Origin of the sequence: Rhodopirellula maiorica SM1 (genome assembly GCF_000346295.1) — a bacterium.
In the GTDB taxonomy this organism is placed as follows: domain Bacteria; phylum Planctomycetota; class Planctomycetia; order Pirellulales; family Pirellulaceae; genus Novipirellula; species Novipirellula maiorica.
This window is the reverse complement of record NZ_ANOG01000137.1, coordinates 1-14982: the sequence shown is the minus strand read 5'-3', so window position 1 is coordinate 14982 and position 14982 is coordinate 1. Positions and strand designations below refer to the sequence as shown.

Below are 14982 nucleotides of genomic sequence, written 5' to 3'. Positions count from 1 at the left end.
CCTTCCTCGACCGTCNCTTTGTCTTGGACCAACTTGATNACCGCAGCAAACGCAGCTCGCGGGCGATGCGTTGCGATCGCCTGCGTTGCAGCAATGCGGGCTTGCGTGTCTTGCGAATCGAGCAGTCCGCGGATCGTCTGCTTGGCCTTGTCGGACCCGAACGATCCAATCGCCTCGATCAACGCCACTCGGCTATCGCCGGATGCTTGCGGCAGCATTTCGATCAGCGCCGACTCGGCTTGGCTCAGCTTCCACGTGGCAACCGCCCGGTACAGCGTCGTACGCCACGGAGGGTTGCGGGCGAGCGTTTCAGCATCGGCGACTGCCCCCGCGACGTTCGTATTTGCTTCGGCAGGGATCGTCCCATCGGACTTCGTCCGCTCGAGCAGCGCGGTCAACCGTGCTGCCGACGGCTTGGTGGACGAGGTACGAGTCAACATTTTCAGCAATTGACCAAGCTGATTCGCGTTGCCCGCCTGGACCGCGGCCAAAAACAATTCATCCCCCGCGGACGCATTCACGTCGTCACGCTGCAGCATTTCAATCGCGACTTGAGCGGCCTTGGGATTAGCGATCGCACGCACGGCAATCGCCAATTCGCGTTCTTTCGATTTCCAATCGATTTGTTCCAAGATGGACGTCGATGGCGACGCCGCATCCAGTTTTCGCAACGATTGCCAGACCGCAAAATCCAGATAGTTGTCGAGCGGATGTTTGGCAACGCCGATCACGGCATTTAATGCATCGCGTTGGGCGCGCGATTGGCCCACACTCACGGCCACTTCCAACCGCGTTCTTGGATCCGCTGCATCCGCTTGCGCGAATACCATCTGCGAAATGGCGGCAAAGACATCACTGTCGGCGGCGACGTTCTCGCGGCTACGCCAAATGCTTCGCAGCGCTGTTCCGAGCACGCGTTTCTCGGCTTGCTTGCCCGCGGCGATGGCGATTTCTGCGTCCTCTAGATTCGCAGCCGAAACGACTTCGTTCATCCACAGTACCTCCAACGCACGCATCGCGGTGTTGGCATTGTCGACGTCTCGCCAATCACGGATCGTTTTCATCACGTCGGCGGAATCGATTGCCGCTCGTCGCCATAGTTCTTCGCGAGCAAATTGGCGAACGTCGAGCGACGGATCTTCGAGCAATTGGCACAATTGGGCAGTCGACTGGCTCGAAAACTCGGGCCAATGATCCAGAGGTTGCTCGGGAAAACTGACTCGCCAAATCCGACCATGTTTGCGATCGCGTCGTTCGTCACGGAAATCGACCTCGCCATGCTGGATGATCGGGTTGTACCAATCGGCGATATAAATCGCGCCATCCGGGCCCATCCGCACATCGATTGGGCGAAACGCAACATGCGATGTCGTGATGATTTCAGGTTGTTGTTGACTGCGAAATCCGCTTTCCTCGGCCGTCACTTCGAAGCGGCACACTCGGTGGCTGCGGAAATCGTTGGTGACCAAATCCCCGTTCCAATCCGCGGGAATGTGCGTCCCCGACAAAACCGCCAACCCACAATGCTTCGGGCTTCCTGGGTTCAATCCACTCACCCACCGCCGTGCTCCCGGTGATGTAATGAAGACGGCATCGGGAAACGCATAGTTGATGCCTTCGAAACAGGCCCCGTCGGTGACAAACGATTCGCCTTGTTCATCGAACACGTGGCCCCATGGATTGATGAATCCTTTGCAGAAAACTTCCAATCGACCGGTGCTGGGGCGATAACGCCAAATTCCGCCTCCATCCAAATGCCGGGTGCCATACGCGGTATCGATGTGGCTGTGAATGTAGATCGATTGATTAAAATACAAACATCCATCGGGGCCCCAACGCAATGTGTGCAGCAGATGATGCGTGTCTTCGGTACCAAAACCGCTAAAGATGACGCGGCGTTGGTCCGCGACTCCGTCACCATCGGTATCCTCGAGATGCAGTAACTGCGTGCTGTCGGCGACGTAACAAGCATTCACGCCATCGGGAATCACTCCGGTTGGGATCAGCAATCCGTCGGCAAACGTGGTCGATTGGTCGATATCGCCATCGCCGTCGGTGTCGCGCAGCACGACGATTTTGTCGTCAGCCAATTCGCCCGGTTTGATTTGCGGGTACACCTCGCTGGTCGCCACCCACAACGCCCCCGAGGCATCAAAGTTCATCTGAATGGGCTTGCGAATCTGAGGATCCGCCGCGTAAAGATTGACGCTTGCGGATTCGGCCACTCGCATTTCCGCCGACTCGCTCACCGGATCTGGCTGCGGAATATCAGTCAGGTTTCGCTGAGCGTACAGGCACGACTGCGTCGCAATGGCCAGCACGCCCCAAACCACGCCTGCGATGGCACACTTCGAAACAGCGGCGTCTGCCAAGATCAACAAGCGTGAAAGAGGGGCGGCGGCAAGGCAACAAGGGGGGCAATACTTCATTATCGATTTTGGACAGAAAGGTAGGAGTATCGTTTCCGAAATGTAGATTCGGGACTTTTGCGGGGAATTCGGCGAGACGCGCAAGGAGAGCCCATACCGCGTGAAGGCGACAGTATAGATCAACGTGGATTGTTTGTCCGCTCAGTTTGACCCACGCGACGGGGCAGTTTAACCTTTAAGAGGGCGGTTTCGTTTAGATTTACGCCCTCCCCTCTTTTCCAACTCATCGACCCCGTCCCCCCACCCCGCTTTGAGTGCCCCTGAATGGGGGCATTTCGGTTGCACGATTCGCTTAGACTCTGCAACCGCCGGCTAGGTAAGATGAAAGACGAAAGAGACCAAAGAGACAAACCAAGTGCAGCGAGCCCGAAAGGTCACGTTGCCAACTGAGAATCAGAACAGCGAGTTAAAGAAGCGAGCAGCTTTTTAATCCGACCGGAAAAATACGTTTAGGAGTCGTTCATGCGAAGCGCGGTAGCCGTCCAGTCCCAGCAATATTCTTCTGACCTATCCCGTAGTGCCGCCCCCACGCATGATGCCGCGCCCACGCATAATGCCGTTCGCCGCATGGTTGTGATGTTCATGGTGCTTGCGATGAGCATCGTGGTGGCCTCGATCGCAGTCGGCCAAGACCGGAAAGCGAAAGGCAAAGAAAAAGAGGATCCGGCGCTGAAACCACGTCCCGTCACGCTGAAAACCCGGGACGGGATTGCGCTTCGCGCCTTCTACTTCCCCTCGAGCAAAGGGAAAGACGCGATTCCCGTGATCCTGGTCCACGAATGGGGTGGCCAAGTGAGCCCCTATTACAATCTGGTGGTTGCCCTTCGCGATGCGGGATGTGCGGTGCTGGCTACCGATTACCGCGGTCACGGCGGCAGCAAAGAGTATGTTGATCTGCGAGGCCGAACGCAGACATTCAATCTGTCGACGATGAACAAACGGGACATTGATGCGATCTTGTCCTCGGATCTCGAAGAAGCCAAACAATTTCTAAAACATGAAAACGACGACGGCAAACTGAACTTGAATGCGTTGGTCGTCATCGGAGTTCGCGAAGGCTGTGTGTTGGCGTCGCATTTCACGATGCGGGATTGGCGATGGCCATCGATCGGCAGCAAAAAGCAAGGGCAAGACGTCAAGGCGATGGTGTTGATCAGTCCCGAAAAGCAGTTGAAGGGAGTCGGGATCGACACCACGCTCACCGATGCCAACGTGTTGCGTTTGCCAATCATGATTGTCGCAGGCGACACCAGCTCGGAAAGCTCGGAAGCGACTCGCATCGCCAAACGGATCGAAGTGTTCAAGAAGAAAGTGGGTCAAGGCGAAGTATCGGGGTTGGCACAGCAAACGGTCCGAACCAGTCTGAGCGGTCCCGCGTTGGTCAATGAGTCGCCGGAGGTGATCCCCGCGGTGGTCAAATTTGTCACTTCCAACGTCAAGATCAGTGACGACATTAACCCTTGGGTCAAGCGAGACTAGGACGTCAATAGTGGCATGGATGCTCGACCGCTTTGCAATCGGACGCGATGTCTGTCGATTGCCAAATGTTGCGCATGGTATGAAATTCCGAGGCGGAATAACCTCTCTTTTTCAAAGGTCGTAACACGTTGGTAAAACATTCGGCAGCGAGTGACGCTGGGTTAAGTGATTTTCTGCACCTGCTAGGTGGCTTGGTTCGCGAGCCATCGGTGGTCGGTGTCGAGCAGGCTTTTTTTCGAGTCGTGTTGCGTGAACTCGAGGAATTGTCGGTAAATGTTTCTCTGTACCACGGCGTCTTGGTGGCCTGTGGAAATCGGCCCGATTCCATCATCTTGTCGGCGCACGTGGACCGTCACGGATTGCTGTGCACCGGCCCCAACGAGTTCCAATACGCGGCGTTTATCGCAGGCAATCGAGGCGAGTTGAACGGCGACTCGGTCTCCGAACAGATGATGGAATTGATTCAAGATCGCTTCATCGGCCAACGGGTCCAGTCCCATTTGCCCCATGTCGGTACCTATCTCGGACAAGGCGCGATCACACGCTCGTTTGTCTGTCCAAATCGCCGCAACCTGATTTTTGAAATCGATGGACTGAGCCACCTGCAACCGGGCACTCCGGTTTCGTTTGTTGATCGGTTGACGATCGCCGACGGTTTCATCTCGGCTCAGCTTGACAATGTATTGTCGGTCGCGATCCTGGTTCACATGTTCCGCTGTGGATTTCAAGGCACCGTGCTATTCACCGCCGGCGAGGAAGCAGGGCGAAGTTGGCGTTATGCCCTTGAGTGGTTCCTGCGTCAACAATTGTGGACTCAGCGATTGATCGTGCTGGACACCAGTCCCTATCCGACCCCATTGGCGGCAGCCGCGCAAGAGGTCGTTTTGCGACGCCGAGATGCGACCGCCATTTTTGCCAGCGACATGACGATGGAACTGCAAGATCGCTGTGAATCACTGGGGATCAGCTACAGCTATAAAGACGATTACGTCGAAGCGATCAACCGCACTCGCGAAAAACCACTGTCATTTGGCCGGACCGAATTGGGACGTTTGACGGCGGCAACCGAGGGTAAAATCAACGGCACCACCCTGCAAATCCCCACCACCAGCTATCACACCGCATCGGAAACGGCATCACTGGGCAGCATCCGATCCGTCTTACGACTCCTGGACAGCTACATCGATTGATTTTTGTCCCCGTACGGCGAAACCTCAAACGGGGGAGAGTGCAAACGGGACTGTCGTCCCGAAGCGTCGCCAAAATGCGACCATTTCTCGTGTCTCCCCTACGCGAACAAGCTACACTATTGGCAGACAAAGACGCTTTGTCCCCCTGAAACCTGAGTTCAACGGGGGCCGTGACCGCGTTTATAACAACGCAGCGTGAGTTTCCAATGTGATGCCGGGTCTCCATGTTTTGCTTGGCCCGCGTGTTGTTTTGCTCACATCGTTTTGATTTTTTTGAGACCTTGAATTCTTGAGACAAGGGGCAGCGATAGATGGATGTCAATCCGCGTGTTTCCAGCCGCTTTGGTCGTCAATGTGTTTTCGCGACGATGATGGTCGTTGGGATGCTTTGCGTGACAGCGCCGGACGTCTATGCACAGCGAAAGAAACCATCACCACCGAAGCCACCGAAGATCAAGCTTCCCTCTAGCGTGCTTGAGAAAACTTCGATCCAGATGGATGTGGCGAAGGTCGAGGGAAGATCGCGCGTGGAGATCCAATCCGCATCGCGTGCGATCGATCGTGCCGTCGAAGCCAAATTGGCAAGCGAAGGGATCTCGCCCAACCCGATGGCGAGTGACGAAGTGTTCATGCGGCGTGTGTATTTAGACGTGGCCGGCCGCATCCCGTCGTTAGCCGAAGCGAGGGAATTTCTCCAGTCGACACATCCCGATCGACGCAGCGATTTGATCGACGAACTACTCAACAGTCCCGACTACGTCAGCAACATGTACAACTTATGGGCCGACGTGTTGCGATTGGTCGAGCGACCGTCGCCCGACAATATCTCGGATCCCTATTTGGCTTACGTCAAAGATTCGATTTGCTCGAACAAACCGTACGACAAATGGGTCTACGAAATGTTGACGGCCACCGGCAAGACCTGGGAAAACCCCGCGGTCGGTTTTCAGCTTCGCGACGACTTGATGCCGCTTGCTTACGTCGACAATACCGTACGTGTTTTTCTGGGTACGCAGATCGGTTGTGCCCAGTGCCATGACCATCCGTTTGACCAATGGACCCAGTACCAATTCTATCAACTTGCTGCGATGACCGCCGGAACGCGAACGCGGATCGGCGGCGATATACCCGGTTATCAAGAACAGCGTAAGAAACGCCGAGAGATTCAGGACGAAGCCAGGCGACGTGACAAATACGGTCGGTTCCCCAGTCAATACCGGCGGGTGATGAATGCTAGTTTGTACGACGTTCGCGAAGTCAAGGCGGTTTTGAAATTGCCTCACGATTACGCCTACTCGGACGCCAAGCCTCGTTCGCCCGTAAAGCCGGCGGTATTGTGGGACGAAGTTCCCGCCAAAGCCAAATCGAAATCGCCTCGCGAGCAGTTCGCCGCTTGGGTAACCAGTCCCGAAAATCCTAAGTTCAGTCGCATGATTGCCAACCGTCTATGGAAGCGATTTATCGGGGTCGGTGTGATCGAGCCGATCGATGATTTCAACGAAGACAATCCTTGCGCAAACGAAGAACTGCTTGATCTGCTGAGCGAGCAGATGGTGCGAGGTGGATTCGACCTGAAACAGTTCATTCGCACGATCCTGTACAGCAACACGTACCAACGTGAAGCCAGCGATTATGAAGTCACAAGCGGAGAACTCTATTACGCCCCGGGACCAGTAGTCCGGCGAATGACGGCAGAACAGGTTTGGGATTCAATTTTGACCATGGCGGTTCATAATCCATGGCCTTTCCAGCGACCGACCGCCGAGGATATCGCTCCCTATGTCTCGATCGACTTTCACCATGCATCGTTTGATCAAGTCACTGCATTGGCCGACCAGTTTAAAAAGACCTACGACATTGGTACCTACCGGCGATCGCTGAACCAACATGCGTATCAAGGCAACGTGTTGTGCCGCGCCAGCGAGCTGCCATCCCCGTTGCCGGCAGACCATTTCCTACGTCAATTTGGTCAAGGCAACCGGGAAAGTATCCAAACGGCCGAGCAAGAGCCGACCGTCCCACAAACCTTGGCGATGTTCAACGGCCCGATCACCCATGTCATGCTCGAGCCCGGATCGGCGATTGTCGATAATGTGTTAGCGATCGACAAAACAAAGGATCGCATCGACGCGATATTTCTGAGTGTCCTTGGTCGTATGCCGACCCAGAAGGATCGGTTGATAACCGCGAAAGAATTGTCACAGATGAAAAACGACAATGTCGGTTACGGCAATATCATTTGGGCATTACTAAACACTCGCGAATTCCTATTCGTTCAATAAAGGCAGAACCTGTGATGAATCGACCTGAATTCACAAGCCAGCAGCGTCGTGATTTTATGAAGATGGTCGCTAAGCAGACGCTTGGCGTTTCGTTTGCGGGGGCGTTTGGTTCGCAAACCATGATCGGTTCGGCTGATGCAGCCGCGACGCCTGCGGGAAAAGCCAAGCACATCATCTATATCATGCTTGATGGTGCGATGAGCCACATCGATACCTTCGACCCGAAACAAGGTGTCGAAGAAGCCGGCGAAACCAAGCCGACGCAAACCCGTGTTCCGGGCTTGATGTTCGGAGACCGCTTTCCCAAGCTGTCCTATTTGGCCGGGGCGATCGCGGTGGTCCGGTCATTGAGCACCGAAACTGGAGCTCACGAGCAAGGACGCTACTTGATGCGAACCGCCTACAAACAACTCAACAGTATTCAGCACCCGGGGATGGGTGCGTGGATGACGTCACAACACCCCAAACCCAACACCGGTTTGCCAAGCAACTATCTGATTGGGTCCACCAATGGCCACCCCGGCGCCGGCTTTCTGCCACCCTCGTTTTCACCGGTCCCAATTGCCGATGCAGCCAAGGGTCTGCAGAACACGAAGCTGCCAAAATACCTGCCACCGGAATTGTTCAGTCGCCGCATGATGCTGGCCACCAAGTTTGACGAAGCGTTTCAAGAACGACGTGATAACAGCAAAGTGATCGCGTACAACCAAGCGTATCGAGATGCCTATCAATTGATGGGCAGCGATCAATTAAAAGTGTTTGACATCAACGAAGAACCCAAGGCGATTCGCGACGCCTACGGGAACAACTCGCTCGGGCAAGGGTGTTTGTTGGCGCGGCGGTTGGTCGAAAAGGGAGCTCAGTTCGTTGAGGTCACATCGGGCGGCTGGGATATGCACCAAAATCTGTACGAGTCGCTTGACACCCGAGCCGCCAATCTTGATACCGCCCTGGGCAACTTGATGCGAGATTTGCATAGCAAAGGACTGTTCAATGAAACGCTGATTGTCGTTACCACTGAATTTGGACGCAGTCCTAAATTGAACGTCAATGCTGGCCGCGATCATCACCCCGGTGCATTCTGCAGCCTGTTGATTGGAGCCGGAATTCGCGGAGGCCAGGCCTACGGTGAATCGGACAAACGGGGCCATTCGGTTGCCAAAGATCATGTGTCGGTCGCGGATTTCAACAAAACCATCGCGGCGGCCGCAGGATTGCCGATCGACAAAGAAGTCTACTCACCGTCGGGACGCCCCTTCAAAATCGGCGGCGACGGCAAAGTCGTCCAAGCCCTGCTGTCCTAGCCCGTAGTCCGGAACGCAGCGGAGCGGAGTTCCGGCTTGACCGCGGAAGCGAATTCACCATCACGGTTGTATCCGCCGGATCGGCATCGCTATCGCGACTTGATCCGGCCTACCTGCGTTTGCACTTGAGGCGATTCATTACGAATCGTCGGATACGCCATCGACGCTCAAACGGCACCCTATGTCGCCCGGTATCGTCCCAAGCCATAGTTTCCGAAAGGACGATACGGTTTGCGATGAGTTTGACGACTGTACTTCCTATGGGGGCCGCGTAATCGGAATGATGACCTGCCGGGTTGGAGGACGACAAACTGTTTTGATGGGGCGTGTTTTCCGAGTTACGAATTCAAGTTACTATGAATTTGGCAGTGAAGATATGTCTGCTCATTTCCATGAGTTACGTCGGCTTGCTGGTGGGGTGCGGGATGCGTTCTCGCGAACTCAGACCGGCAACACACGTTGCTGTTACCGACAGCGACTCGATTGTGAATTTCGATCCCCAGTGGATGGAAGTTAAATACACATGCGTTTCGAATGATCCTATTCCCATTGACAGCGTCCAATTGCCGCCGCAGCAAAGGGAAACATGGGAGCTGACACTCGATTCGGTCGTCCAGATGGCTTTGTCACGAAGCCAGGTTATTCGCGACATCGGCGGGGCGGTTGTTTCCGCCCCCGACAGCGTTTCGACAGTGTTCGATTCCGTGATCGTCAGAACAGATCCCCGGTTCGGAGTCGAGGCTGCCTTAAGCGATTTCGACGCCCAGCTTGCCTCGAGTTTGCTTTACAGCGGCAGGGAGCAGACGCTGAACAATGTGATCGAGGGAAAGGGCACGCAGGATCCCCGCGCCAACCTCGGGCTGCTCGATTTTTCGATCTCAAAGATCACGCGTAGCGGAACCCAATTCAAACTTGGCAATCTCACGACTTTTGATCGAAATAATTCTCCGCTCAATCGGTTTTCACAGAGTTTTACGGGAGGATTTCAGGGTGAGATTCGTCATCCTTTGAAACAAGGTTCAGGACGCGCGTTCAATGAGATTGCGGGTCCAGGTTCCTCGCCGGGAAACTACCGGGGAGTGCGGGTTGCCCAGCTAAACACCCACATTGAGATTGCTGATTTTCAAGCCGCTATCCGCGATTTGCTACTTGATGTGGAACGCGCCTACTGGGAACTGTCGTTTTCCTATCGCAATTTAGATGCCAAGTTACAAGGACGCGATGCGGCATTGGCAACATGGCGGGTGGTGCAGGCACGGCTTGAGACGGGCGATGCCGATGGCGCCGAGGAAGCCCTTGCTCGCGAACGCTACTATGCATGGGTCAGTGAGGTCGAGGACGCTTTGATCGGTCGAACCGCCGGGCTTGCCGGCTCGAGCGCGTCCGACAATAGCACCGTCGGCTACGAGACGGGCTTGTTAGCGGCGGAACGTCGATTGCGATTTTTGATCGGAATTCCTTTTTACGATGGTAAATTGATTCGACCTGTTGATGAGACGATCCAGGCCGAGATCATCTTTGACCGGCCAACTTCGTTCGCGTTCGCTATTCAGCAGAGAGTTGAACTCCAAACTCAGCAACTGAAAATTAGAAGGCTGGAATGTGAACTGCTCGCCGCCCGTAATTTCCTACTGCCGCAACTCGATTTGATCGGACAATATCGAATGCACGGTTTTGGCCAGGATTTGTTAGGAACGACCAGTGAGGCCAACAGTGGCGCCTACTCAGACTTGTTTCGCGGTGATTTACAGGATTGGACCGTTGGGTTTGAATGGAAGTCTCCCATCGGTTTCCGGCAGGGCCATGCTGCGGTGCGCAATGCTCAGTTCCAATTGATGCGAGAACAAGCCATCTATCGCGAGCAACAGCGTCAGGTCACCATCGAATTGGACGCAGCGTTTGCGGAACTGCATCGCGCCTTCGTGACCAATGATGCCAACCAACATCGCGTTGTCGGGGCACGCCAACGCGTAGAGGCCATACGCGATAAATATCAAGTCGTCGACATTCCACTGGAATTCGTCAATATCGCGATCCAACGCGCCGTCGATGCCGAGACGGCACTGGCCCGATCGCAAGTCGAACACACGATGGCGGTGGCCACCGTTCACTACGTACGGGGCACCTATCTGGCTTACCTCGACGTCTTTTTCCAATCCGATGTCATCGAATCGGTGCCGACGAGTGAATTGGCAGGTGAAATCACAGAGGTTCCAATCCCAGATCTAATACCAATTGTCGAGGATGCTGGATTGATTGAGGGAGACGCATACCTACCAATGCCACGTTGATCGTCGGACATGTTCAGGAACAAAGTTGTCTTGGTGCGATCGGCGAAAAAACAGTTCTTCGAGAACGCCGTAGAACATCACCGCCCGCAACGCCACTTGATACAACGGCATAAACGGCACGGCCAAACCGACGCTCAAGTCACGACGGCGGTCGTTGGAATAGTACAGCAAGAGGGCTACCTGAATCGCCTCTAATACCAAGAAAATCAGGTAATACAAAAAGAACAGCTTCCACGTGTCTTCGTTGGCGTGAATGCACAGCCATGCCATGTATCCCCAGCAGACAAATTGCAAAAACAGATTAAAAGTCCAGCGATCCGCCAACATAGTAAGGTTGCTGATGCAGAAGTTCTTGGCCAACGGATTTGCCAAGTCAACATGTTTGCGACACTCCAACGTAATCACTGCCCACTCCCAACGGCGACGTTGCTTGATCAATGTCTTGACGACCGTCGGCACATTGGTGAAACACTGCGCGTAGGGCGCGAAGGCAATTTGGTAGCCTGATTTTCGTATGCGGAGTACTAAATCCCCATCTTCACCAGGTCCAACATCCCATCCCCCCGTTCGCAATAAAGCATCGCGACGGAAAGCGCCAAACGCTCCGGAAACGATCCCCAAGGTTCCGACACGATCCGCAAATAGACGTCCCAAAAAGATGGATCGCAGGTACTCCAACCCTTGCATCCTCGTCACTAAATTGGTGTGCGCATTACGAGCCATGACGGCGGCGGATACCGCGCCAACCTTCGGGTCGCGAAACGCTTGAACAATTTCCCAAATCGCGTTTTCTCCCACATGCGAGTCACTGTCAACGCCGATTATAATCTCGGCGTTTGTGAACGGTAATGCGAAGTTAAGTGCCGACGATTTGCCGCCGCGATTGCGTTTTCTCAGGACGGTCACCCCCGCGTGATCACGCGAAAATTCCGTGGCCACCCGGCTCATCGCGTCATGCGATCCGTCATCGACCACGATGATTTCCAACCGCGGATAGGTGTTCCAAACAGACCGTAGCGTGTGAGGTAATGTTTCGGCTTCGTTCAAGCCGGCAATGACGACGCACACCGATGGACACTGTCCAAACTGCGGCTCCGCGCGGTTGCCCAGCAAGACACAGCCGAGTTCACGGGCAAAATCGCACAGCCAGACAGCCAGCGAACCTAACGAATATCTCAGGCTATCAAACAGTAGCAGCGGCAGCAGGGCAGCCAACAACTGGTCCGTTCGCAGCGACGAGATCCAATAACTCCAGTCGGTTAACACAATATTGTACCATTTCCTTTTCAACGGTTTGGTCTAATGCACATTCGTCGCCACAACTACCGCACCGTGCGATCGTCATCAGTTCGGTGTCGGACCATTGGCACTCGAGGCACTGCAGTGGTCCGTCAAGGTATTCAAAGTCTGCACCTACAACCAACTTCTTTGCAAGGCATTTAGGACATGCCAGTTCCGTGGCATGATCAAAGCAGGCAACATGATCGACGTGAGCACAGGCAAAGTGATGAATCATACGTTGCGATTCCACTTCGACGGATCCGCAGTTTCGACATCCACGTCGAAATGTCGGCAGCGAACCGCAGCGTCGACAGACCAGAATACGGTCGAGCAATCGCGTCTGCAGCACGCCCAACGACACCCATTTGTTCAACACAGCAAAGGGCAGTTTTGTGTGAAAGGTCAGGTCCTTTGGGTCCAGTGTCGGCGTCAAGTTATCGTCCGATAGAGGATCGTCGTCGGGTGCAACGATTGCCGCAGAGATCAGTAGCCCCAATCCGGCTTGCGTTACAGATCTCGAAACAACCGTCGTAAACCCCAATTCGCCTTTCTCGCTTTCAATTCCCAACAACCATGTCGAAGTGGCTGGCCGGGGCCTCGTAGCCAACTCAAAGGTGACGCTGGTTCGGCTAATTTCAATCGTGACTCCTTCGGCAGAGTGTCCCACGTCGGGAGAACGGTCGTGCAAGATTGGGATGGCAAAGACTCCCCGAGTCAACGCATACCGCGGTTCGTCTGTTTCGATACCGCTATTCGTGCGGTTCTTCTGAAAGTGTGGAGCTTTCAACGGCGCATTGGGCCCGGAGAATGCAGAGGAATTCACGGCGGTTGAATTCACCCCGACTAGCAACTCAGTTTGAACCGGCAGTGTTTCTCCCGAGTGGTTGGCAGTGGAATGTCTTGGTTGATCGATAGACGTATACATGATTTGATCTTTGATTTTGTTGTGAGTATTGACAGCGAGTGAGCACGTTACCGGCAAGCGGATTTCGAGCCCAATTCGCCTTTCTTTCAGTGATTGGCAGCGGAGGCATTCGTGGGCATTAAGCGACAGCGAATCAAGAATAAGCGTAGTGGACGATGCTACGAGGTCCCACAATCAGAGCACTCGTCGCCTCGTCCGCTACCATACAGCGAGTCAGATTACTTCGCTGTCGCTAACGAAAAACGTGGAAGATGAACTTCGCTACCTAAGTACAGTAGTGACTCGATGTCCTTGACTTCGTAAGGCTGCAGGTAGACAGGCAACAATTTCTCATTCTTGCGGTAGTAACGTTCGATATTCGGCGGTGCGTATTCCAACTGTTCGCCAATGCGTGTAATGTGGCAGCGAAGGCGTTCCAGGCCCGGACGAATATCAATCTTCACCTCGTCACCGACCCGCAGTTTGTCCGCGTTGTTTTGCGAAAAATACAAAACCGGTTCGATCGTGGCGTCTTCTAAAATCTCCATGACGGTATCCGACGCATCAGCGTAGTCGCCTGAAAACCGACGTACCTTGAGCACTGTTCCGTTCACAGGCGAACAGATTCGCCCTTGTTGGACAACTTCTCGCAGGCGGACTAATTCGGCTTGAAGATTACTGATTTGCAGCATTGCGGGCTGTATGGTCGCCGACGCGTCGTCGGCGAATTGTTCATAAATCTCAACCCGCTTTTTCATTTCCGATACAGCTTCGGTTTGCTTTTCGTACTTCACTCGCAGGCCTTCGACGAGGTAGCTTGCATTTTCCAGGTCTTTGTCGCGCACCGCCATCGCGTTCTTTTCTCGCGTCGCTTGCAAACGCTGCAATTCGCTTTCGGCCTGCAGCAATTGTGTGCGTTGGCTTGAGAGTTCGCCGCACATTTCGTAGTACTCGCCAAGCGCTTTCTGGTTCCGGTCACCCCGCAATTGCGATTGCCAACGCATCTCTGAGACCTTCGCCTCTAACGTTGCTTGGGCAAGCTTCAGCGCGTCAGCGACTTCGGCTGTCCGTTGCTGTTGCTCAATATTTGTGACCGTTAGCAGCACCTGTCCTTGCCGAACGGAGTCGCCTTCGCGCACCTGCAACGTTTGCACGTTTCCGTCCCAGGGCGGTGTTACTTGCAAAACTCTTCCCTGAACGACTCCGTGCGATTGGTATCGAAATTGCCAATCCCAAACGTAATACCCAATGGCCGCGCACAAGCAGATGAGCAGCGAGCCGGTAAACAGACTTCGCTTGGGACGCATCGGAACCGGGGTAATGGGCGCCGGAGGTCGCGGTGGGCTCGGGGACTTTCGCGGCCTGCATTCAGACGCTTGACGAATTCCTCGCCAAGTCGGCTGCGACGAATGGCGACTTCCGTTATCCGCCGCAGATCGTCGTGAGGTCCGTGCATCAATGGACTCTAATTCGGCAACGCTGTCCCGCGTATCATCTTGGTTTCCTTGCGGTTGCATGTCTTATTCCTCAATTGTTTCATGGTTGTGCCCCATTCAATTCAATTAAACGCATGCCCCTCTGTAATCCGACGAACGTCGCTTACGAAAAACCGTAGCTCCCCCGAATTGCTGAAGTGAAAAAGCATCATCCGAGTTGCCTAAACACACCAGCGCAGTGGACTGTTGTAACGACTCTCCCGGTCATGCAGCCTAAGCTCATTCTGATGCGTGGTTCGGCGTCCCTTCCAAAATTGACACAAACGTTATGACCCGAATGAATTCAACCGCATGGAGTCTCTGCTCGTTAAGCGTGACGTGATCAG

9 protein-coding genes are annotated in these 14982 nt (G+C 54.4%); 5 read left to right on the top strand and 4 right to left on the bottom strand.

Annotated elements, in window-relative coordinates; translation table 11 throughout:
* On the bottom strand, positions 1 to 2231 hold a 2231-nt coding region (locus tag RMSM_RS04010), incomplete at its 3' end, for a PVC-type heme-binding CxxCH protein (RefSeq protein WP_478212696.1).
* A 660-nt stretch (positions 2232 to 2891) separates the two neighbouring features.
* Here RMSM_RS04010 and RMSM_RS04005 point away from each other — a divergent pair.
* The 5 genes from RMSM_RS04005 (at position 2892) to RMSM_RS03985 (ending at position 10975) form a co-directional block, all read left to right on the top strand.
* Positions 2892 to 3908 carry an alpha/beta hydrolase gene (locus RMSM_RS04005; protein ID WP_144057357.1) on the top strand — a complete coding sequence of 339 codons (1017 nt, stop codon included), beginning with the start codon at positions 2892 to 2894 and terminating at the stop codon, positions 3906 to 3908.
* A gap of 128 nt (positions 3909 to 4036) precedes the next feature.
* Positions 4037 to 5098, top strand: a complete 1062-nt coding sequence (locus RMSM_RS04000) for a zinc-binding metallopeptidase family protein (RefSeq protein ID WP_008691926.1) — start codon at positions 4037 to 4039, stop codon at positions 5096 to 5098.
* Between the two features lie 311 nt (positions 5099 to 5409).
* Complete coding sequence (locus RMSM_RS03995) at positions 5410 to 7380, top strand: DUF1549 and DUF1553 domain-containing protein (protein ID WP_008691925.1); 1971 nt, start codon at positions 5410 to 5412, stop codon at positions 7378 to 7380.
* 14 nt (positions 7381 to 7394) lie between these two features.
* Positions 7395 to 8684: a DUF1501 domain-containing protein gene (locus RMSM_RS03990; protein ID WP_040764016.1), complete on the top strand. Its 1290-nt coding sequence runs from the start codon at positions 7395 to 7397 to the stop codon at positions 8682 to 8684.
* Positions 8685 to 9076: 392 nt separating this feature from the next.
* Positions 9077 to 10975, top strand: a complete 1899-nt coding sequence (locus tag RMSM_RS03985) for a TolC family protein (protein ID WP_008691922.1) — start codon at positions 9077 to 9079, stop codon at positions 10973 to 10975.
* On the opposite strand, the gene RMSM_RS36370 is transcribed toward RMSM_RS03985, so the two are convergent.
* The 3 genes from RMSM_RS36370 to RMSM_RS03970 form a co-directional block, all read right to left on the bottom strand.
* Positions 10958 to 12241, bottom strand: a complete 1284-nt coding sequence (locus RMSM_RS36370; RefSeq protein WP_160168223.1) for a glycosyltransferase family 2 protein — start codon at positions 12239 to 12241, stop codon at positions 10958 to 10960. The two genes, RMSM_RS03985 and RMSM_RS36370, sit on opposite strands and share 18 nt — an antisense overlap.
* Positions 12159 to 13181, bottom strand: coding sequence for a TackOD1 domain-containing metal-binding protein (locus RMSM_RS03975; RefSeq protein ID WP_144057356.1), 1023 nt, complete (start codon positions 13179 to 13181; stop codon positions 12159 to 12161). The genes RMSM_RS36370 and RMSM_RS03975 overlap by 83 nt, the downstream gene beginning before the upstream one ends.
* A 218-nt stretch (positions 13182 to 13399) precedes the next feature.
* Positions 13400 to 14344 (bottom strand): HlyD family secretion protein, encoded by a 945-nt coding sequence (locus tag RMSM_RS03970; RefSeq protein ID WP_160168222.1) that lies wholly within the window; start codon positions 14342 to 14344, stop codon positions 13400 to 13402.
* Positions 14345 to 14982: the final 638 nt, after the last annotated feature.

Bases quoted from the DNA above. Each gene is read 5' to 3' on its own strand.
- RMSM_RS03995 (WP_008691925.1), top strand. From the start codon at position 5,410: ATGGATGTCAATCCGCGTGTTTCCAGCCGCTTTGGTCGTCAATGTGTT.
- RMSM_RS04005 (WP_144057357.1), top strand. From the start codon at position 2,892: ATGCGAAGCGCGGTAGCCGTCCAGTCCCAGCAATATTCTTCTGACCTA.
- RMSM_RS03985 (WP_008691922.1), top strand. From the start codon at position 9,077: ATGAGTTACGTCGGCTTGCTGGTGGGGTGCGGGATGCGTTCTCGCGAA.
- RMSM_RS03990 (WP_040764016.1), top strand. From the start codon at position 7,395: ATGAATCGACCTGAATTCACAAGCCAGCAGCGTCGTGATTTTATGAAG.
- RMSM_RS03975 (WP_144057356.1), bottom strand. From the start codon at position 13,181: ATGTATACGTCTATCGATCAACCAAGACATTCCACTGCCAACCACTCG.